Source organism: Pseudomonas sp. WC2401 (assembly GCF_041200115.1).
Classification (GTDB): Bacteria; Pseudomonadota; Gammaproteobacteria; order Pseudomonadales; family Pseudomonadaceae; genus Aquipseudomonas; species Aquipseudomonas fragi.
The window spans coordinates 2,612,577-2,633,131 of record NZ_CP165623.1 but is presented as its reverse complement, the minus strand read 5'-3'; the positions used below and the strand labels follow the sequence as shown (position 1 = coordinate 2,633,131).

Genomic DNA, 20,555 nt, shown 5'->3' with positions numbered 1-20,555 from the left:
ACAGCGGAGTGGAGTCAGGGCGTTACTTGCCGGCACGGCGTGCCGCTTCAGGGCCGAAGTCGCCTGCAGCAAAACCGCCTTTGTTCAGCACATAACCGTTGCGTTGTTCGTTGATCAGGTTGAAGGCCAGGTAACTGCCGGCATTCAAGTCGTGGTACAGGCCAACACCGGCCTGCCAGGTTTGCGTTTCCGGGGCGTAGAAGTAATTGACCATCGAGGTGCGCCACAGCTCGCCACGGTTGTCGTAGTTGTCACCCATGATCGGGAACCAGCTGTCTTCGTCGATATACAGCGTGCGCTTGCCATATAAATGGCGGTTGCCCGGCTTGAGCACACCTTCAAGCACCCACACGCGGTGCAGTTCGTAACGCATGTTGTCCGGGTTGATATGGCCGGGGGTGAGCATGCTCGCGTACTTGAGGTCATTGGCGTGCAGGCGCGCGGTGTTGTACGGGATATACAGCTCTTTTTTGCCGACGATGTTCCAGTTGTAGCGCTGGGCAGAGCCGTTGAAGATGCGCACTTCGTCGACGGTGATCGAACCGCCGGAACCCGGGAAAGCCATGTCGAAACCGTAGCCCGGCGACTGCCGCACACGCCGCGTACCCGGGTCGTAGCGCCAGCTCTGGCGCGGTTCGGTCTTGTCGTTCCAGTACTCGGTACCGGTATTAATTTCACCCTTGTCGCGCTGTGGCAGCAGGGTTTCGTTAAGGTAGAAAGACGAGTTGCCCACCGTGTCGCCGATCTTGCCCGGTTCCAGCCCCGGTGCCATGTTGCGCGAGTGCACGCGGCCCCAGTTGATATTGCCGTCCTTGAGCACATAGGCGTTGTCCGAGGTGTATTCCTCGGTCCAGGCGCGCACGGTAAAAAGCGAGGCATTTTTCAGCAGCTCGATCCCGTTTTGCGGAATGGGGAATGCCACGCCGCCAGTGCGGGCCACCACCCCTTCACCATCGTCGACCAGCTTGGCGACCGAGGCGTTTTCCAGGGTGGCCTTGCATACCGTGTCAGAAAAACGAAAGTCACGGTGCGAAGGGTAAACCGGCATGCGGAAGGTTTGCGGGTAGAGTTTGAACAGGGCCTTTTGCCCCTCGGATAAGTGCCCGTCGTACTGACTGAGGTTTTGCGCGGTAATCACAAACAGCGGTTTTTCATTGGGATATGGGTCGATCGGGTGTTTGCCCGTGCCCTCGAATTTCATCCCCGGGGCCGCGCCCAGCCATTGCCCGCCAAATGCCGGGATAGTGCCTGCGGCGTTGCCCGCTTTTTCAGCGCCGACGCAGGTCAGGTCCTTGCCCAGCCTGGCGATTTGATCGGCCGGGGCCTGGGCCAGCGCCAGCGCACTGTAACCCTGCAATACCAGGGCGACTGACAGCCAGCCGCCCATGTGGGTGATGCGTCCCATGGAGTTCTCCTTTTTATTGGTCTTGCACATTTACGTGTTGGAGCGGGCTTGCCCGCGATTGGATCGACTTGGTCTGGCTGATACATCGCGGCGCCTGAATCGCGAGCAAGCCCGCTCCCACCTGAAATCCGGCGCCCACTCAAGCTCTGGATGGTTGCGCAATCGTGAGCATTCCGGTCTGCACCAACGGCTTGCCCAGGTTGAACCATGCGGCCAGTGCCGGCAGCAGGAAGATCGCCCCCAGCACGTTGACCATAAACATAAAGGCCAGCAGCACGCCCATATCGGCCTGAAACTTGAGCGGCGCAAACACCCAGGTACACACCCCCAACGACATGGTCAGCGCGGTGAAAACCGCCGCCGTGCCGCGCTGGCACATGGCCCGGTAGAAGGCTTCGCGCAGGTCATGCCCGGCAGCCATTTCATGCTCGATGCGTTCGTACAGGTAGATGCCGTAGTCCACCCCGACCCCCACGCCCAGCGCCATCACCGGCAACGTCGCAACCTTGAGGCCAATACCCAGCAGGGCCATCAGCGCATTGCACAGCACCGCGACAATTGCCAGGGGCACCAGAATGCACAGCACCGCGCGCACCGAACGAAAGGTCAGCAGGCAGAACAGCGCCACCGAGAAGAACAGCGCCGCCAGCATCACCAGTTCGGCCTGCTTGACCGCTTCGTTGGAGGCCGCCATAACGCCGATATTGCCCCCCGCCAGCTTGAACTCCACACCGGGCACATGGATGCTGGCGATGATACGTTTGGCCTCAGCCAGCACATGGGCCACGGTGGCGCCTTCGTGGTCGGTCAGGAACACCAGAATCTGCATTTGCTGGCAGCCGTCCGTTACCAGTCCCGAGTCCGGCGAATAGGCGTAGGCGCCCTGCTGCAAACCCTGGGCGGAACCGGGGATGGCCGCCCAGCGCGGGTTGCCTTCGTTGTTGCCGGCAATCACTTGCTTGCTCATCCCCGCCACGCTTTGCACCGATTGCACACCGGGCACTTCGCGCATCTTGAAATCGAAGGTTTCCACCGCCCGCATCACGGCCGGGTCCAGGCAGGCCTCGCTGCGATCGCGAATGGTCAGGAACACCGACAGCACATCAAGACCAATCGCGTAATTGCTGATGATTTTCTGGTTGTCCTGGTTGTAGCGCGAGTCGGCACGCAACTCCGGCGCGCCGGAACCGATATCACCGGTCGCCAGCTCACGGGCCTTGTACGCGCCGGCCACCAGCAACAACAAACTAATCGCAAATACCCAAAGTGCCGGGCCGGGCGTGGCCAGCGCCGACAGCCGCCACCACAGCGGGTGGCGTGAACGGGCAATGCGCGCCTGAGCCGTCAGCAAGCGCGGCTCCAGCGTCAGGTGGGCGATGATCAGCGGCAGCATGATTTTGTTGGTGATGATCATCAGCATCACGCCGATGCAGGCCGTAACACCCAACTCATGCACGATGGGGATATCGATCAGCATGATCACCCCGAAGCCCAGGGCGTTCATCAGCAGCGCCAGCGCGCCGGGGATAAAAATCTTGCTGAACGCCGCCTTGGCCGCACTCACGGAATCACTTCCGGCCAGTACTTCCTGCTTCCAGGCGTTGGTCATCTGCACGGCATGGGACACACCGATGGAAAAGATCAGGAACGGCACCAGTATCGACATCGGGTCGATACCCAGGCCCAGCAATGGCAGCAGGCCGAGTAACCACACGACTGGCAGCAAGGCGACAAACAGCGCCACCAGGGTCAGGCGCAGCGAGCGCGAATACAGCCACAGCAACACGCCGGTGATCAGGAACGCGATGGCAAAAAAGCCCATTACCGTATTGAGCCCTTCGACCACGTCACCGACCAGCTTGGCAAACCCGACGATATTGATTTCAATGTCGGCGCTGCTGTATTTGGCGCGGATATCCTCCAGGCGCTGGGCGATTTGCACATAGCTGACCGGCTGCCCGGTTTTGGGATCGACGTCCTGCAGGTCGGCGCGCACCAGCGCTGACTTCAGGTCATTGGCCAGCAAACGGCCGATCTGCCCCGAGCGCGCGGCATTGCTGCGCACTTGCTGCAAGTCGGCGGGCGTGGCGGCGTATTGCGGCGGCACCACCAGATCACCGACATAACCGTCTTCGGTGATTTCGATATAGCGCACGTTGGGCGTAAACAGCGACGTTACGCTGGGGCGACTGACCCCGGAGATATAGAACACATCGTCGGTGACGTGTTGCAGGGTTTCGAGGAATTCGGGGTTATAAATGTCCCCCTCGCCTTTCCAGTGCACGCTGACCAGCAAGCGGTTGGCACCGGTAAAAATGCGGCTGAAATCCAGAAAGTTGAGCATGTAGGCATGACGCACCGGGATCTGCTTGTTGAAGCCGGGGTCCAGCCGAACATGGGTGGCGCTGTAACCAAGGGCCAGGGTCACCAGCATAAAAAAGCCGAGCAACACTTTGCGCCGGGCCATTAATTGCTCGGCGCAGCGCTGCACAGCCGATGACAAGACAAAAGCGCCCATGCTCGCGGTCCCTCGCACACTGGTTGAAAGTGATCGCGATCATCAAACGGGGCCTGGCCTGGAACATCGTCCGTAAGGGTTAGGCTGTTTGAGGGATGGAGAGCAGGTGGGCGTTATACAAACGCCGAAAATTTTAGCCGCTGAGGAGCGCAGCGAGGCTGCGATCGGGCGCGCAGCGGCCGTGGAATCAGGTTCATCGGTACTCCAGACACATCGAGTGCTCCGGGTTTACGGCCGCTTCGCAGCCGATCGCAGCCTCGCTGCGCTCCTCAGCGGCTACAGGCGGCTACGGGCCGTTTCACTCTTTACTGGCCTTGAACGTCAGCTCGCCCTTGGGCCATTTGGCCGCTTTGGCGGTCACCGCCTTGAGGGTTTTGCTCAGGCCTTCCTTGAGCTGGTCGTGAGCGGCGAAAATCAGCATCACGGTCTGGCCTTCCTTGAAGACGATACCTTCGCCCAGAGGGGAGCTGACATAGGCGTAATCACCAATGCCGTAGATCGTCATCTTGATATCGCGGAATTTTATATCGAGCTTGCCACCTTCACGGCTGGGCAGGACGGCAGCGCGAAAGTGGTCACCCACCTTGAGCCCAAGGCCAGGCTTGTCATCTACCACCAGCGCTTCTTCAGTGTCGATTTCAGCGATGTAAATCCCTTCGGCGTTCTGCTCGGTGACGTACACAAAACGGGATTGGAACAGTTTTACCAAACGTGCCCGCAAATCACCCAGAACAAACAACGCATGCATTTCCAGATTGCTGACTGCCAACGAAAAACCCTCGAAAACGTGAAGTGGCGCTGCCAGAACAAATAACAGGCAGCAGAATAAAGGCCTTGGCCCACTTATTTTAAAAAACCGGGTACAACAAAATCTCCTGACTGCTCGAGTCAGAAGTGGCATGTGGCATCAAGACTAAAATATACAACCGGAGCACCATTCTACCGGCTCATGCCCAAAGTTGGGTATACACATCCGCATTGCGGTCAGGGAATCGCTGATTTTTTCTTGATTGGCGCCAGCTTCCACAAGGCTTTCGTCGTTAACTGCGCCGCTGGCTGTCAACAACTGCCATACTGCCCGAAAAATCGGCCTGGCCCATGCCGCCGGGTTGTCCGGCTTCATTACCTCGAAGGGAAAGCGACACGTGACGGAATTTGATATTGGCGAATTTTTTATCCGCGGCGAGTCCAAAGAAGTCGATGGTGAGTTTCAGGCCGTGATTGTGATGCGCGCCAAGCCGCCGTTGAAAACTGTGACTTACCATCAGGTCGAGAAAGACCGCTGGTTCAAGACAGCCGAGCAGGCTGAAATGGCCGCCAAGGGTTCGGCTCAGGAATTGAAACTCGCCGTGGACGCAGGCGCCCTGAACCCATCCTGACGCCCCCTTTCAGGCACGCTGGGCCCGAACCTGCATTGCGCACGCGTTGGCGCTCAGCTGCGCCAGCCAGGCAGCGCGACACTCTTCAGCTTCACTGCGGCTGGAGAACGCCGTTCCGCGCTGCTCACCGTTGACCAGCACAACCCAGCAGACCTTCTGCCCCGTGGCCCGCAACCCCTGAGGCACGCCCGTGCCGATCATCACGGCAACATCAACTCGATTGGACATGATGGTTACTCCACCTATTTAGTTAGTCACCTAACGATGTCGGCCATCTTAAAGAGTTAGGGTCGCTGGAAAAAGCTATGCCCTGCATAGCTGCATTGCATCAGCGGTAACAATGCTGCCGTTATTCGTGCTCAAGCGGGGGGCTGTTGCTCGTAGACAAAGCGCCCGCCTTCTTGCGGTATATTGAAAAACGCCTTGTCCAGCACCCCCAGGCCCTCCCCCACATTGGCATTGAAATTGGCTGACTGATGCACATAGCGCTGGCGCAGCAAGCGCTCCTGGGCCGGGGTCAGCTTTATTCCATTGGCCGGGCTGGCCAACTGCTCCTGTAACCTGGCGGCGATGGGCCTTAGCTCGGCAGGCAATGCATCCTGGGCATCGCTGAGCGCGGTAAACGGGACCCCGTGTTGCCGGGCCAGGGCATGCATAAGACGCAAGTACACCCTGGACAGATGACCACGCAGGTGGCGCTGCATAAAGACCGCCGCCTGGACCCGCTTCATCGGATCCTGGCGGGTGCCCGCCTTGTGCTCCTCGATGCGCACCTGCACACCATCATCGATTGCCTGCGGGTCGATCAGGTCCTTGTCCTGCCACAGCTGCAACTGCGCCTGGGCCAGCTTCCAGGCCTGGGTCAGGCGCACGGGGGTGGAAGGGCTGACCAGATTGCTTTGCCAACGGCTCAACTGCACCTGCTCCAGCATCTCGATCGGGTAACCGCCGCCCAGATCGGCATGGGCACCTGGCAGTGCAATATCCAGCGGCCATTGAGGGGCGATGCGGGTCAGGGCAAAGTTGCGCCGGTATTCGTCCCGCGCGCACAGCTGCACCACCTGTTGCGCGCAGTCAGGCGCCAGATACAGGTTGAGCCCCGGGTTGATCTCATCGGCCACATTCCCCAGGTCCTCCAGCCCGCCCATTGCCGCGACAGTGTCGAACAGGCCAATAAATTCAATGGAACACTTGAAATCAGGGGCCAGGGCAAACTGTTGGCGCAAGGCCATGGTGCGCACCTGATTGGCAAAATGCCGGGCCGCCGCCGCACCGCGACTGAAGCCAAACAGGTCAAGTTGCAAGCGGTTCAGGGTGTTGGGCGCCAGCAAACGCATAAAACGCCCCAAGCTCTGGCTCAGCAGCGCGCTGGCCTCGTCGGCCTTGCCCAGCACCCCGGTACGGCCACGACCATAGCTAAGGCCCGGAAAGGGGCTGTCGGCCGCGCCGGTGGTGGTGCCGATACCGCTGATATAGAGCGAGGTCACCGCCTGGCCATCGCTAAAGGTTGTTTGCACGGGATAGTGCTGGTGCAGGCGAGCGATATTGGTCGGGGCACCGGCATAACTGCTGCCCGGATCGACCTTCAGGCCCTGCGCCTGACGCTCCAGCCCCAGCTGGCTGTTGTACTGATTATTGGCGGTGCCATCAAAAAAAATACCGACACGCAATACGTGTCCCGTATTGCTTGAGCGACTCATGACCCAGGCCCTCGATTGATGCAGGTTGGCGTAAATACGCCGTGCCAAATATAGAGGCACGCAACCGGAACACTTGGCTCAACGTCTACTTTTAATTTTAGCGGGGAATTACAACGGGGGGAGCAAAGCTGCCGCAGCCGCATGGCGCGGCTGCGGCAAGGTCAGGCGCTTAGGCTTGACGCTGATGCTTGTCGATCTGCTCGTGACGCTCTTGAGCTTCGATGCAGTACTTGGTGGTCGGGCTGATCAGCAGGCGCTTGAGGCCGATTGCGTCGCCACTGTCGTCACACCAGCCGAAGCTGTCGTCCTTGATACGTTCCAGCGCCTGCTCCAGTTGGGGCAGCATGCGCTGGTCGCGGTCGATGGCGTTTACCAGCCAGGTGCGCTCTTCTTCAACCGAAGCGGCGTCGGCCGGGTCGGCCGGAGTGTCCAGGCTCTCGATCGCGATGCGGTTCTGCTCGATACGCTCGTGGGTTTCGACCTTCATGTTCTGCAACAGCTCGCTGAAAAAAGCATGTTGCTCGGCATTCATGTAGTCATCCGCCGGCATGGCCAGCAACTTATCCTTTGTCATTGATTTCTCTATAAAAAATACGTGCATTAAGGCGAATTAGGGAGCGTTCTGACCGATCTTCATCCCAACCAGTTAGGTGCCATCTATTTCAAGCGCCACCCGGCACTCAATTTACGAGGGGCGGCAGTCTAAGGCCGAGTTATCGACTCAGCAACTGAAAACGCACCTATTTGTCCAGCAAAACCTGGAAAGTGACGAAAAACGTGTTCGACAGGGGCTAATGGAGTGCGTTTATAGCAAGAAATTCCATGTTCCGGCTGAAAATGCACACCTCACGCGCGAAAACCCGATCACCCGACCACGCGCTGCTCGCCCGACCGTTTCAACAGTGAAGGCGGATGCCGATTTGCGCAGGGCGTAACCAACAACAGGATTTTCATATCCAAATATGAGCGTTAACCGACGCGTTCAAATTACTCACTCTGCCTATCGAACAATCCTGCGAGTATCTGCGTAAATCTACTGCACAGCAGCGTAATTCCTGACAATACCGCGCTGTTGGGTCACCTTACAATCACTGCCCCAAGCCTAGATCGCCAGCCGAGTAAATGGCCGAGATGTCACTGTTTATATCGTGACCGCGGCTATCAGCCACAGGCTTCCATACCTTTATATAGGGAGCACAACGTGATGAGTCACTCAGTGATTGCCAAAGCCACCCCCTGCCCGGAGTCAAACGCCAATGCCCAGGCTCACGCAGCGGATACCTGCCTGCTGGAACTGTGCAAACTGATAAAACTGCGGGATGCATTGATCGTGTTGAAAGGCCCGCTGGCCAATAGCCCCGAGGTGCGCAGCATCATGGAGCAGCGGCTGTTGAACAATGACGTCTATGAGCGCGTACTGGGCAAGCTCGCCAGCGACTGGCCACCCCCCCATAGCGTCAATCATCAAAAATAATGCAGTTAATAAGCATTATTATGCATTTGTTGATTGCTTGTTCAGCGTGCAGACTGCACCGGTTCCTCCCCCAAATGAAGGAACATTTTCCAGGGCTTGCCGGTAAACCCGCCAGGCCCTTTTTTTACCCGCCCGTTCCACAAAACCGGATCCCCCTGACCATGCCAACCCGCTGGATCAGCCGCCTGTTGCCTGCGGCTACGAACACCCGTCCCTCCGAATGGAGCCGCGCTGCCATTGGCGTATCACTTGGCACGTTGTTCAGTGTCTGGGTATGCAGCCAGTTTTTCGGCCTGCCCGTGGCCATGCACCTGATCGGCCCGCTGGGTGCCTCGGCCATTTTGCTGTTTGCGGTGTCCTCCGGGGCACTGGCGCAACCCTGGTCGATTGTCGGCGGCTACCTGTGCGCCACGGTGGTATCACTGGGCGTGGTGTACTTTTTTGGCCGCGGCCTGGACAGCGCCTGCCTGGCCGTCGGTGCTGCCCTGCTGTGCATGTGCCCGCTGCGCTGCCTGCACCCGCCTGCCGGAGCCCTGGCATTGCTGGTGGTCCTGGCTGACCCCGACAGCGCCCGCCTGGGCTGGGGCGTGCTGGCGCCGGTGATGCTCAGCGCCGTGTGCATGCTGCTCGCGGCGCTGGCCTACAACAACCTGACCCGCGTGCGTTACCCAAAAAAGCCCGCCGAGCCGAGCCCTGTAGTGGTAACCGGGCAGGTCCCGGCCGACCCGGGCATTACCGCCGAGGACTTGCACCACGCACTGCAACAAATGGATGCGTTTATAGACGTGACCCCCGAAGACCTTGAAGAACTGATCCGGGCCAGTGAGCAACAGGCGCGCCGTCGCAGCATCGGCGAAGTGTTCAGCCACAACGGCTGAACCGCACGCCGGGCGCGTTTCGATATGCAGCCAACTCCTGCTAGGGTTACAGGTGTAACCCGGGCGGGACATGTTTAAATTCGTTTTGCCCGGAGTCCGTCATCCGACAGTGTCCAAGGCGCGCGATGCTCAAAACCATTGAATCCGAGATCTCCAAACAATCTGCGCCACCTGCCTTGCAAGCTGAATTTGCCCAACATGACTTCGAAAAACTGCGCAAATTTTGCCGCCTGACCTATATCACCAGCATTGCCATCTGGTTGCTGTTCAACCTGATTGTCAGCTTCAAGGGCGGCCAGGGCTTTACCGGCCTGTCTTTGCTGTTTATCAGCGTAATGGCGGTGCTCACCATCATTCTTGGCTTTATTCCCAGTTACCGGCATTTCGACGTACTCAACCTGATGTTCGTCGCGGTCATTACCCTGGGCTTGCGCCTGGTCACCTTTGGCCTGCCGGCCGAAACGCAGCCCATCTGGCTGGCACTGGCCAGTTCCAGCATCCTTTACAGTGCCTCGGTCCTGCCCCTGAGCCGCTGGGCCTTCCTGGGCGTTGCCGCGATCACCTGCCTGCTGCTCAACCCGTTCCTGATGACTCAAGCCTCGATCATGGACCTGCGCGGCCTGCTGATCCTGTGCTATTTCACTTTTTTGTGCAGCCTGACGATCTACAGCTTTTTCAAGTTGCGCCGCATCAAGCTGCACAATTACATCATGTCCAAGCGGCTGTCGGTGCAGGCCTATATCGACGCCCTGACCGAGATCCCCAATCGGCGCTCCTTTATGCTGCATGCAGGCCTGCTCCTGGGGGCCATGCCGCGTGAACACGATCATTACCTGGCAATGATCGACATCGACAACTTCAAGAAGGTCAACGACCGCTACGGCCATGATATGGGTGATGAGGTGCTTAAGCGCACAGCCGCCAGCATCAAGGCGGTAATGGTCGGGCATGAGTTTGCGCGCCTGGGCGGCGAGGAGTTTGCCGTGTACCTGTCAGGCGTACGCCGCGAAGACGTTGAGGGGCTGATGACCAGCTTGTGTCGCCAGGTGCGCGAAGACCCCGATGAGCACCCGGTGACAGTGAGCATCGGCCTGGCACGGGTCGAAGACGCCGACACGCTCAACCAGGCGCTGGCCAAGGCCGACAAGGCCCTGTACAGGGCCAAGAACAGCGGCAAGGACCGGTTCAGTTTTTACTCATAGAAAGACACCGCTAACCTGTGGGAGCAGGCTTGCCTGCGATGCAAACAACGCGGTCTCCCAGGCAAGCCACGGGGACTTCATCGCGGGCGAGCCCGCTCCCACAGGAAATGTTACTTGTCGCTCAGGTCGGTATTGCCATCCCAGCCACCGCCCAGCGCCGCGATCAACTGCACGCTGGCGATCAACCGGCTTTGCAGCAGGTTCAGTACGCTGCGCTCGGTGCTCAATGCGGTGGTCTGCACCGATACCACGTCAAGGTAGGCTATCAGCCCGGCCTTGTACTGGTTGGTGGTCAGGCGCAACGACTCGCGGGCCGAGTCCAGTGCCTGTTCCTGCACTACCGTTTCATCCCCCAGCACTTTCAACTGCACCATGTAGTTTTCCACTTCGCGCAAACCGTCGAGTACGGTCTGGCGATACTTGGCCACCGTCTGGTCATACACGGCTTCGTTGCGATCCACTTCTGCCGAACGCTGGCCACCGTCGAACAACGGCAGGGAGATTTTCGGCCCCACCGACCAGAAGCGGTTGGGTACGCTGATCCAGTCCTGGTACTGGCTGCTGCTGTAGCCGCCCGACAGGCTCAAACTGAAATCGGGGTAGTAGGCCGCCTTGGCCACGCCGATATTGGCGTTGGCGGCAATCACCGAACGCTCCGCCGAGGCGATGTCAGGACGCCGCTCCAGCAGTTGCGACGGCAGGCTGACCGGGATCTGCGGCAGTTTCGGCACGTCTTTTATTTCCGCCAGGTTGAACCCCGCTGGCGCCTGCCCGGTGAGCACCGCGATCGCGTTTTCAAACTGCGCCCGCTGCCAGATCAGGTCGATCAGGCTGGCCTGGGTGTTGCGCAGCTGGGTTTGCGCCTGGGCCACCGCATCCTTGCCGGAAATCCCCGCCCGGTACTGGTTTTCGCTCATTTTCAGCGAGCGCTGATAGGCCTCGACCGTGGCTTCGAGCAAGCGCTTCTGCTCATCGATAACCCGCAATTGCAGGTAGTTCTGCACCAGCTCCGACTGCTGGCTCAGACGCATGGCCGCGAGATCGGCCAGGCTGGCTTCGGCGCTCGCCTCGTTGGCTTCCAGGCCACGACGCAATTTGCCCCACACATCGGCCTCCCAACTGACCCCGACCTGGGCATTCAAGGTGTCGCGAATGCCGCTGCTGGAGCTGGTCAGGCTGGAGTTGGAACTGCCGGTACCCTGGCTGGAGCGGGTCTTGCCCACGCTCAGGTCGGCGCTGGGCAAGAACGCTCCGCGCGCACTGCGCACCAGAGCCTGGGCCTGACGGAACTGGGCTTCGGACTGGGCCACGCTCTGGTTGGCACTGTTGAGTTTTTCGACCAGGGCGTTGAGATGCTGGTCGCCATACAGTTCCCACCAGGCGCCACGGGCCAATGAATCGCTCGGGTTGGCCTGGGTCCAGCCGGCCGCCTGCTTGAACTCAAGGGGCGCCGCCGTTTGCGGGCGCTGGTAGTCCGGGCCAATTGCACAGCCGCTGAGCAACGCAATGGAAATCGCCGGGGCAAGGAGAAACAAACGAGAGGTCATAGCGGAGTTTCCAGAGCAGCATCAGTGCGCACGCCACGCCACTTGTTGAAGCGATGGCGCAGGCGGTCGAGATAGAGGTAAACCACCGGAGTGGTGTAAAGGGTCAGGATCTGGCTGAAGATCAGCCCGCCGATGATGGTCAGGCCCAGGGGCTGGCGCATCTCCGCACCTTCGGCGCTGCTGAGCATCAATGGCAAGGCACCGAGGATGGCCGCCAGGGTGGTCATCAGGATCGGCCGCAAGCGCTGCAGGCAGGCACTGCGGATCGAGGCTTGCGGGTCGAGGCCCGAATGCCGCTCCAGTTGCAGCGCCAGGTCGATCATCAAAATGGCGTTCTTCTTCACCACGCCGATCAGCAGGAACAGCCCCAGCAACGAGATCAGGCTGAACTCGCCCCCGGTCAGGTAAATGCTCAGCAGCGCGCCCACCCCGGCCGACGGCAAGGTCGACAGAATGGTCAGCGGGTGGATATAGCTCTCATAGAGAATCCCCAGCACCAGATACACCGCCACCAGCGCCCCGAGGATCATGAACGGCTGGCTTTTTTGCGTGGCGGCAAAGGCATCGCCCGTACCCGCCATTTTCACGATGACCTCTTCCGGCAGGCCGAGCTTGGCCACCGCCCGTTCAATGGCAGCCGTACCCTGCTCCAGGGTCACACCGGGGGCCAGATCAAAAGCAATGCTCTCCGAAGCGAACTGGCCCTCGTGGGAAACTCGGTCGTTTTGCAGGCTGTTCTCATAATGAGCAATGGCTGACAGCGGGATGCGCTGGCCATCGGCAGTAATCACCTGCACCTGATTCAGGGTTTCCGGGTCCTGGGCGTATTTGGGGTTGACCTCCATCACCACCTGATACTGGTTCAGGCTGTCGTAGATGGTGGAAATCTGCCGCTGGCTGTAGGCGTTGTTGAGCACGGCGGTCACCATGTCCATGTCCACCCCCAGGCGCTTGGCCTGGTCGCGGTCGACCACCAGCGTCACCTGCTGGGCACCGCGGCCTTCACGCGCATCAATGGCCGTCAACTCCGGCAATGCCTTGAACGCAGCGACCACTTTCGGGTACCAGGTGCGCAACTCGCCAAGATCGCCACTTTGCAGTATGTAGGAGTATTGCGAGCTGGTCTGGTCGCGACCACCGCCAAACTGCAGGTCCTGGTCGGCCATCAGCATCAGGCGGCCGCCGGGCACTTTGGGCATGTTTTCGCGCAGGCGTTCAATGACTTTTTGCGCCGACACCTTGCGCTCCGAGATCGGCTTCAAGCGCACGATCATAAAGGCATTGTTGGTGCCGCCGTTGCCGCCAATAAAACCGGCGACGCTCTCTACCGCAGGGTCGGCCAGCACTGCCTTGCGGAAGATCTCCATCTTCGGCTGCATCACGCTGAACGACAGGCCATCGTCACCGCGCACAAAACCGATCAGTTGCCCGGTGTCCTGCTGCGGCATAAAGGTTTTCGGTACCACTACATACAGCGCCACGTTGACCCCGATGGTCACCAGCAGGCTGAGCAGGGTCAGGCGCTTGTGCCGCAGTACCCAGTCCAGGCTGCGGGCGTAGCCGCTGACCATGCGCTGGTTAAGGCGGATGCTCCAGCGTTGCATGGCGTTCTCGGTGCCCGGCACATGGGGCTTGAGCCAGCGCGCACAGAGCATCGGCGTCAGGGTCAGGGACACCACCAGCGACACGATGATCGAGGCGGCCAGGGTGATAGAGAACTCGCGGAACAGGCTCTCGACAATCCCGCCCATAAACAGGATCGAGAGGAACACCGCCACCAGCGACACGTTCATCGACAGCAGGGTAAAACCGACTTCCTTGGCCCCCAGCATCGCTGCTTTCATCGGTGCAATACCGGCATCGATATGCCGCGAGATGTTCTCCAGCACCACGATGGCGTCGTCCACCACCAGCCCGGTGGCCAGAATCAGCGCCATCAGCGACAGGTTGTTCAGCGAGAAGCCGTAGAGGTACATGATGGCAAAGGTGCCCACCAACGACACCGGCACCGCCAGCGTCGGAATCAGCGACGCGCGGAAATTGCCGAGAAACAGGAACACCACCAGGATCACCAGCGCCACGGCGATCAGCAGGGTCATTTCCGCTTCATGCAGCGTGGCCTTGATCACCGGCGAGCGGTCCATGGCCAGGTTCAACTGCACGCTGGCCGGCAGCACTGCCTGCAGCGCTGGCAACTGGGCCTTGATCGCGTTGACGGTCTCGATGATATTGGCCCCGGCCTGGCGGTTGACCACCAGCAACACCGCCGCATCGTTATTGAAAAACCCGCTGTTGTAACGGTCTTCCACGCTGTCCTTGACCTTGGCTACATGGCTCAGGCGCAGCGCCGCACCATCCTGGTAACGAATGATCAGCGGCTCGTAGTCCTTGGCTTTTTCCAGCTGGTCGTTGGCCTGGATCTGCCAGTTGCGCTCACCATCGGACACCGCGCCCTTGGGCCGGCGCACGTTGGCATTGGCAATGGTGCTGCGCACGTCATCCAGCGACACGCCGTACTGGTTGAGCAGTTGCGGTTCCAGTTCGATGCGCACGGCGGGCAGCGAACTGCCGCCAATCTGCACTTCACCCACACCCGGCACCTGGGACAGGCTTTGCGAGAGGATGGTCGAGGCCAGATCATAGAGCTGGCCCTTGGACAACACCTCGGAGGTCAGCGACAGCACCATGATCGGCGCTTGCGAGGGGTTGATCTTTTTGTAGGTGGGCATGCTTTTCATGCCGCTGGGCAGCAGGTTGCGCGAGGCGTTGATTGCCGCCTGCACCTCCCGCGCCGCGCCGTTGATGTCGCGATCCTGATCAAACTGCAAAATCACCCGGGTCGAACCCTGGCTCGAATTACTGCTCATGGTATTGACCCCGGCAATCGCACCGAAGGCCCGCTCCAGCGGCGTGGCCACGGTGGAGGCCATGACCTCGGGGCTGGCCCCGGGCAAGCTGGCCGACACCACGATCACCGGGAAGTCCATTTGCGGCAACGGCGACACCGGCAGCAAGCCAAAGCTCACCCCGCCCAGCAACATGATTGCCAGGCTCAGCAGCATGGTGGCTACCGGGCGCTTGATAAACGGGCCGGACAGGTTCATACCGACGCCTGCTCAGGCACAGCCGCGTCACCGCGCCAGCGACGCCCCAAGCGATCGAAGTACAGATAGATAACGGGGGTCGTGAACAGCGTCAGTACCTGACTCACCAGCAAACCGCCGACCATCACCAGGCCCAGCGGCTGGCGCAATTCAGCACCGGAGCCGGTGGCCAGCATCAGCGGCACCGCACCGAACAGCGCAGCCAGGGTGGTCATCAGGATCGGTCTAAAGCGCAGCAGCGCCGCCTGATAGATCGCCTGCTCGGGCGCCATGCCCTGGTTGCGCTCGGCGTCGAGGGCGAAGTCGATCATCATGATCGCGTTTTTCTTGACGATGCCGATCAGCAGAATGATGCCGATGATCGCAATCATGCCCAGATCATTGCCGCTGAGGATCAACGCCAGCAAGGCACCGACCGCCGCCGACGGCAGGGTCGAGAGAATGGTGATCGGGTGGATATAGCTCTCGTAGAGCACGCCCAGCACGATATACATGGTCACCACCGCCGCCAGAATCAGCAGCAAGGTGCTCGACAGCGACGCCTGGAATGCCTGCGCGGCGCCCTGGAACTCGGTCTTGACCCCCACCGGCATTCCGATGTCCTTCTGCACCTGGTCGATCAGCTCCACGGCCTGGCCCAACGCCACGCCGGGCGCGAGGTTGAACGACACCATCACCGAAGGGAACTGGCCGATATGGGAAATCGCCAGTTGCGCCTGACGCTCCTCGACCCTGGCCAGGCTCGACAAGCGCACCTGGCCGCCGTCAGTGGTTTTGACGTGGATCTGGTCCAGCGCCTGCGGGCCGATTTTTTCGCCGTCCTTGGCCTGCAAGACCACCCGGTACTGGCTGGCCTGGGTGTAAATGGTCGAAATCTGCCGCTGGCCGAAAGCGTCATACAAGGCATCGGTGATATTGGCCACCGACACGCCCAGGCGCGAAGCCGCATCGCGGTCGATCACCAGGTACACCTGCAGGCCCTTGTCCTGCAGGTCACTGGCCACATCCACCAGCTCGGGCTGATTGGACAGCGCGGTGACCAGCTTTTGCGTCCAGGTGCTGAGCATGTCGGCATCCGGGGACGACAGACTGAACTGGTACTGGGTACGGCTGACGCGGTCTTCGATGGTCAGGTCCTGCACCGGCTGCATAAACAGGCGAATACCCGACAGCTTGTCCAGTTGCGGCTGCAGCCGTGCAATCACTTCGGTGGCGCTGTCACTGCGTTCGCTGTGGGGCTTGAGGTTGATCAGCATACGGCCGCTGTTGAGCGTCGGGTTATCCCCGTCCACACCGATGTAAGACGACAGGCTCTCGACATCCGGGTCTTGCAGGATGATCTTGCCCAGCTCCTGCTGACGCTGGCTCATGGCGCTGAACGAAATTGACTGCGGCGCCTCGGAAATGCCCTGGATCACCCCGGTGTCCTGCACCGGGAAAAAGCCCTTGGGCACCACCATGTACAGGAACACGGTCAGCGCCAGTGTGCCGATGGCCACCAGCAACGTCAGCGGCTGGTGCTTGAGCACCCACTGCAACATGCGCCCGTATTCGGCGATCATCCAGTCGATAAACGCGCCGCTGGCACGGTAAAAGCGCCCCTGCTCTTCGGGCTTGGGTTCGGCCTTGAGCAGGCGCGCGCACATCATCGGGGTCAGGGTCAGCGAGACCACCAGCGAGATCAGGATCGCCACCGCCAGGGTGATGGCGAACTCACGGAACAAGCGCCCGACCACATCGGCCATAAACAGCAGCGGGATCAACACCGCAATCAGCGACAGGGTCAGCGAGATCAGGGTAAAGCCGATCTGCTTGGCGCCCTTGAGCGCCGCCTGCATCGGGCTGTCGCCTTCCTCGATATAGCGCGAGATGTTTTCCAGCATGACGATGGCGTCATCGACCACAAAACCGGTGGCGATGGTCAGGGCCATCAGCGTCAGGTTGTTGATCGAGAACCCGGCCAGGTACATCACGCCAAAGGTGCCGACCAGCGACAGCGGCACGGCAATCGACGGGATAATGGTGGCGCTGGCGCGGCGCAGAAACAGGAACGTCACCATCACCACCAGGGCGATGGCGATCAGCAATTCGTGTTGCACATCACGCACCGAGGCACGGATGGTTTGCGTTCGGTCGGTGAGCACCGTGACATCGATACCGGCAGGCAGGTTATCGGTGATGCTCGGCAGCAGCGCCTTGATCCGGTCCACCACTTCAATCACGTTGGCGCCGGGCTGGCGCTGGATATTGAGCAACACGGCCTGGTTTTCGTTGGCCCATGCCGCCAGGCGTTCGTTCTCGGCGCCGTCGACAATCTCGGCCACGTCCTTGAGCCGCAACGGCGCACCGTTGTTGTAGGCAAGGATCAGCTCGGCGTATTCCTGCGGGGTTTTCAACTGGTCGTTGGCGTCCAGCATCGACACCCGGGTCGGGCCGTCGAAGTTGCCCTTGGGCTGGTTGACGTTGGACGCACCGATCAGGGTGCGCACGTCGGCCAGGTTCAGGCCGTTGGCGGCCAGCGCCTCGGGGTTGACCTTGATCCGCACCGCCTGGCGTTGACCGCCGGCAATACTGACCATGCCCACGCCGCTGATCTGGGCGATTTTCTGCGCCATGCGCGTATCGACCAGATCATTGAGCTTGGGCAACAGCATGGTCTTGGAGCTGATGGCCAGGGTCAGCACCGGGGTATCCGCCGGGTTGACCTTGTTGTACACCGGCGGTGCCGGCAAATCCTTGGGCAGCAGGTTGCTGGCGGCGTTGATCGCGGCCTGCACCTGTTGCTCGGCAACATCCATATTGATGTCGAGGTTGAAACGCAGGGTCAGCACCGACGCGCCGCCGGAACTGGTGGAGGCCATTTGCGTCAGCCCCGGCATTTGCCCGAACTGACGCTCAAGCGGCGCCGTCACCGCGCTGGTCATCACATCCGGGCTGGCCCCCGGATACAGGGTCATCACGCGAATAGTCGGGTAGTCGACCTGGGGCAAGGCCGATACCGGCAGCAAGCGATAGGCGATGATCCCGGACAGCACGATGGCCAGCATGCACAGCGTGGTTGCAACCGGGCGCAGGATAAACAGGCGCGACAGGTTCATTCGCGGGCCTTGGACTTGGTTTTGTCGGCGACAGGTGCGGCATCGGCTTCAGGGCCGCCCTGCAGATGCTGCACCGGGGTGGCAGGTACTTCGGCAGTGTCGTTGACTACTTCCACCGCGCCGCCATCACGCAGACGGTCAGTACCTTCAAGCACCACGCGATCACCCGGCTTGAGGCCGTCTTCGATCACGGTCACATCGCCATCGGTAGCACCCACTTTGATGCTGCGAATCTTGACCTTGTTGTCGCCGTCCATCGCATACACGAACGAGCCGTTGGTGCCGTACTGAATAGCCGCAGTCGGGGCCAGCACCACGTTTTTCAGGGTGTCGGCCAGCAGGCGTACATTGACGAACTGGTTGGGGAACAGCGCCTGATCGCGGTTCTCGAACAACGCCTTGAATTTCAGGGTGCCGGTGGTGATATCAATCTGATTGTCGATGCTGCTCAACACGCCGACTGCCAGTTCCTGGGTGTCGCCACGATTCCAGGCCTGCACCGGCATTTTCGCGCCACTGCGATAACGCTCAAGCACCAGCGCCAGGTTGGTTTCGGGCAGGGTGAAGCTGACCACGATGGGCTCGGTCTGGGTGATCACCACCAGCGCCGTGGCATCGTTGGCCGCCACCAGGTTGCCAACGTCCAGCTGGCGCAAGCCGACACGGCCACTGATCGGGGCACGGATCTTGGTGAATTCCAGATTCAGCTTGGCGTCATTGACCGCCGCCTGATTGGTCTTGACCGTGCCCTGATACTGACTGACCAGCGCTTCGGCGGTGTCCAGGGTCTGCTTGGCGATACTGTCCTCGGCGTACAGGCCGCGATAGCGCTGCACATCGACCTGGGCGTTTTTCAGCTGGGCCTGATTCTGCAGCAACGTGCCTTCAGCCTGCAGCAGGGCATTCTGATAGCTGCGTGGGTCGATTTCAGCCAGCAAGTCGCCAGCCTTGACCATCTGCCCTTCCTTGAAATAGACCTTGACCAGCTCCCCTGCTACACGGCTGCGCACATTGATGGTGTTGAGCGCAGTGACTGTGCCCAGCGCCTTGTAGTAAATCGGGAAATCACCCTGTTTCACTTCCGACACCCGCACCGGTACAGGCTGCGTCGAGCCACCAAAGCCAGGACGCATCATGCCCGAGCGACCGGCGTGCCCGGCGGGCTGATCGGTCGCAGCCTTGTTAGCGGCAGACGGCCATAGCCACCAGCACAGGCCAACGACAATCAGCAAGACCAGCAGGCCAAACAGCCAGAAACGGGATTTGTGGGAAACAGAGGATTGCATGGAGTGATCAACCATTAGCGCGAGCGAGAATTTTCAGGAAGTGGAACGATAAGCAGTGCAGACCGTTATGAAAAGGTTCTTTACCCGCTATTTACGTTATAGACGTGTCACTGAGATGAAGATGGGCGGATTTTCAGGTAAACCGCAGCGATATCATCGCGAGCAAGCCCGCTCCCACAGGATATTCACTGCCCATGTGGGAGCGGGCTTGCTCGCGATGCAGGCAACGGGGTCGGGCAGGTAGTACGAAAAAAAAACGGCCCGGCACTTCAAGTGCCGGGCCGCTTCAGGCTTGCAGTTCGACTTACTTCAAAACAGCCAGGGCTGCTTCGTAGTTCGGCTCTTCAGCGATTTCTTGAACCAGCTCGCTGTGCAGCACGTTGTTGTTTTCGTCCAGTACCACCACCGCACGCGCAGTCAGGCCGGCCAGCGGGCCATCGGCGATTGCCACGCCGTAGTTCTCCAGGAACTCGCGGCCGCGCAGGGTCGACAGGTTTTGTACGTTTTCCAGGCCTTCAGCGCCGCAGAAGCGGGCTTGGGCGAACGGCAGGTCAGCCGAGATGTTCAGTACAACAGTGTTTGGCAACGCATTGGCTTCAGCGTTGAACTTGCGTACCGAAGCGGCGCAGGTCGGGGTGTCTACGCTTGGGAAGATATTCAGCACTTTGCGCTTGCCGGCAAAGTCGGCCAGCGTTACATCGGACAGATTACCGGCAACCAGCGAAAATGCTGTGGCGATGGAACCCACTGCAGGCAGTTCGCCATTGACTTGAACAGGGTTGCCTTTGAGCGTCACTTGAGCCATGAACGATATCCTTTTTGACAGGTTGTTGAAGAGGCCGAAGTTAAACATGAATCAGCCGGGCTCACCTATGGGCTGAACATAAAATCTCATGCTTCTCATTACAAAACGACCATTCCTACATCCTCCCTTCCAGCGCCCAGGTTAACTATTTCGCACCCA

General features: G+C 60.1%; 15 protein-coding genes. 4 read left to right on the top strand and 11 right to left on the bottom strand.

From position 1 onward, the window contains the following. Positions 1 to 22: 22 nt before the first annotated feature. From AB3G35_RS11980 to AB3G35_RS11970, 3 genes are all read right to left on the bottom strand, one after another. Positions 23 to 1,405 carry a DUF1329 domain-containing protein gene (locus tag AB3G35_RS11980; RefSeq protein WP_324708063.1) on the bottom strand — a complete coding sequence of 461 codons (1,383 nt, stop codon included), beginning with the start codon at positions 1,403 to 1,405 and terminating at the stop codon, positions 23 to 25. A 139-nt stretch (positions 1,406 to 1,544) separates the two neighbouring features. Further along, the gene (locus AB3G35_RS11975) at positions 1,545 to 3,923 is read right to left on the bottom strand and encodes an RND family transporter (RefSeq protein ID WP_106116170.1); all 2,379 of its coding nucleotides are present in this window, start codon (positions 3,921 to 3,923) and stop codon (positions 1,545 to 1,547) included. 298 nt (positions 3,924 to 4,221) lie between these two features. Then, positions 4,222 to 4,692: a hypothetical protein gene (locus tag AB3G35_RS11970; protein ID WP_029611358.1), complete on the bottom strand. Its 471-nt coding sequence runs from the start codon at positions 4,690 to 4,692 to the stop codon at positions 4,222 to 4,224. A gap of 376 nt (positions 4,693 to 5,068) precedes the next feature. Here AB3G35_RS11970 and AB3G35_RS11965 point away from each other — a divergent pair, with 376 nt between their 5' ends. Next, positions 5,069 to 5,302 (top strand): hypothetical protein, encoded by a 234-nt coding sequence (locus tag AB3G35_RS11965; protein WP_016780467.1) that lies wholly within the window; start codon positions 5,069 to 5,071, stop codon positions 5,300 to 5,302. A 9-nt stretch (positions 5,303 to 5,311) separates the two neighbouring features. Here the strand turns inward: AB3G35_RS11965 and AB3G35_RS11960 are convergent, their stop codons facing one another. The 3 genes from AB3G35_RS11960 to AB3G35_RS11950 form a co-directional block, all read right to left on the bottom strand. Beyond that, a complete protein-coding gene (locus tag AB3G35_RS11960; protein WP_016780466.1) occupies positions 5,312 to 5,530 on the bottom strand; it encodes a hypothetical protein in 219 nt (72 codons plus the stop codon). A 131-nt stretch (positions 5,531 to 5,661) separates the two neighbouring features. Then, positions 5,662 to 7,002, bottom strand: a complete 1,341-nt coding sequence (locus AB3G35_RS11955; RefSeq protein WP_086796306.1) for a phospholipase effector Tle1 domain-containing protein — start codon at positions 7,000 to 7,002, stop codon at positions 5,662 to 5,664. 169 nt (positions 7,003 to 7,171) lie between these two features. After that, positions 7,172 to 7,576, bottom strand: a complete 405-nt coding sequence (locus AB3G35_RS11950) for a TraR/DksA family transcriptional regulator (protein WP_016780464.1) — start codon at positions 7,574 to 7,576, stop codon at positions 7,172 to 7,174. A gap of 630 nt (positions 7,577 to 8,206) precedes the next feature. Here AB3G35_RS11950 and AB3G35_RS11945 point away from each other — a divergent pair. The 3 genes from AB3G35_RS11945 to AB3G35_RS11935 all read left to right on the top strand — a co-directional run bounded on the left by AB3G35_RS11945 (position 8,207) and on the right by AB3G35_RS11935 (position 10,556). Then, entirely contained in the window at positions 8,207 to 8,476 is a 270-nt protein-coding gene (locus AB3G35_RS11945) for a hypothetical protein (RefSeq protein ID WP_016780463.1), read from the top strand. Positions 8,477 to 8,637: 161 nt separating this feature from the next. Then, positions 8,638 to 9,354, top strand: a complete 717-nt coding sequence (locus AB3G35_RS11940) for an HPP family protein (protein WP_106116168.1) — start codon at positions 8,638 to 8,640, stop codon at positions 9,352 to 9,354. A 125-nt stretch (positions 9,355 to 9,479) separates the two neighbouring features. Then, entirely contained in the window at positions 9,480 to 10,556 is a 1,077-nt protein-coding gene (locus AB3G35_RS11935; RefSeq protein WP_016780461.1) for a GGDEF domain-containing protein, read from the top strand. Positions 10,557 to 10,666: 110 nt separating this feature from the next. Here the strand turns inward: AB3G35_RS11935 and AB3G35_RS11930 are convergent, their stop codons facing one another. From AB3G35_RS11930 to tpx, 5 genes are all read right to left on the bottom strand, one after another. After that, positions 10,667 to 12,103, bottom strand: a complete 1,437-nt coding sequence (locus AB3G35_RS11930) for an efflux transporter outer membrane subunit (RefSeq protein ID WP_369781497.1) — start codon at positions 12,101 to 12,103, stop codon at positions 10,667 to 10,669. Continuing rightward, positions 12,100 to 15,207: an efflux RND transporter permease subunit gene (locus AB3G35_RS11925; RefSeq protein ID WP_086796303.1), complete on the bottom strand. Its 3,108-nt coding sequence runs from the start codon at positions 15,205 to 15,207 to the stop codon at positions 12,100 to 12,102. The genes AB3G35_RS11930 and AB3G35_RS11925 overlap by 4 nt, the downstream gene beginning before the upstream one ends. After that, positions 15,204 to 18,305, bottom strand: a complete 3,102-nt coding sequence (locus tag AB3G35_RS11920; RefSeq protein ID WP_134050558.1) for an MdtB/MuxB family multidrug efflux RND transporter permease subunit — start codon at positions 18,303 to 18,305, stop codon at positions 15,204 to 15,206. The genes AB3G35_RS11925 and AB3G35_RS11920 overlap by 4 nt, the downstream gene beginning before the upstream one ends. Continuing rightward, on the bottom strand, positions 18,302 to 19,606 hold the full coding sequence (locus AB3G35_RS11915) for an MdtA/MuxA family multidrug efflux RND transporter periplasmic adaptor subunit (RefSeq protein WP_029611356.1): 1,305 nt from the start codon (positions 19,604 to 19,606) through the stop codon (positions 18,302 to 18,304). The genes AB3G35_RS11920 and AB3G35_RS11915 overlap by 4 nt, the downstream gene beginning before the upstream one ends. Positions 19,607 to 19,895: 289 nt before the next feature. Next, entirely contained in the window at positions 19,896 to 20,396 is a 501-nt protein-coding gene (gene tpx / locus AB3G35_RS11910) for a thiol peroxidase (RefSeq protein WP_095040751.1), read from the bottom strand. Positions 20,397 to 20,555 lie beyond the last annotated feature (159 nt).

Bases quoted from the DNA above. Each gene is read 5' to 3' on its own strand.
- AB3G35_RS11920 (WP_134050558.1), bottom strand. From the start codon at position 18,305: ATGAACCTGTCGCGCCTGTTTATCCTGCGCCCGGTTGCAACCACGCTG.
- AB3G35_RS11955 (WP_086796306.1), bottom strand. From the start codon at position 7,002: ATGAGTCGCTCAAGCAATACGGGACACGTATTGCGTGTCGGTATTTTT.
- AB3G35_RS11930 (WP_369781497.1), bottom strand. From the start codon at position 12,103: ATGACCTCTCGTTTGTTTCTCCTTGCCCCGGCGATTTCCATTGCGTTG.
- tpx (WP_095040751.1), bottom strand. From the start codon at position 20,396: ATGGCTCAAGTGACGCTCAAAGGCAACCCTGTTCAAGTCAATGGCGAA.
- AB3G35_RS11980 (WP_324708063.1), bottom strand. From the start codon at position 1,405: ATGGGACGCATCACCCACATGGGCGGCTGGCTGTCAGTCGCCCTGGTA.
- AB3G35_RS11975 (WP_106116170.1), bottom strand. From the start codon at position 3,923: ATGGGCGCTTTTGTCTTGTCATCGGCTGTGCAGCGCTGCGCCGAGCAA.
- AB3G35_RS11925 (WP_086796303.1), bottom strand. From the start codon at position 15,207: ATGAACCTGTCCGGCCCGTTTATCAAGCGCCCGGTAGCCACCATGCTG.
- AB3G35_RS11940 (WP_106116168.1), top strand. From the start codon at position 8,638: ATGCCAACCCGCTGGATCAGCCGCCTGTTGCCTGCGGCTACGAACACC.
- AB3G35_RS11960 (WP_016780466.1), bottom strand. From the start codon at position 5,530: ATGTCCAATCGAGTTGATGTTGCCGTGATGATCGGCACGGGCGTGCCT.
- AB3G35_RS11935 (WP_016780461.1), top strand. From the start codon at position 9,480: ATGCTCAAAACCATTGAATCCGAGATCTCCAAACAATCTGCGCCACCT.
- AB3G35_RS11915 (WP_029611356.1), bottom strand. From the start codon at position 19,606: ATGGTTGATCACTCCATGCAATCCTCTGTTTCCCACAAATCCCGTTTC.
- AB3G35_RS11950 (WP_016780464.1), bottom strand. From the start codon at position 7,576: ATGACAAAGGATAAGTTGCTGGCCATGCCGGCGGATGACTACATGAAT.
- AB3G35_RS11945 (WP_016780463.1), top strand. From the start codon at position 8,207: ATGAGTCACTCAGTGATTGCCAAAGCCACCCCCTGCCCGGAGTCAAAC.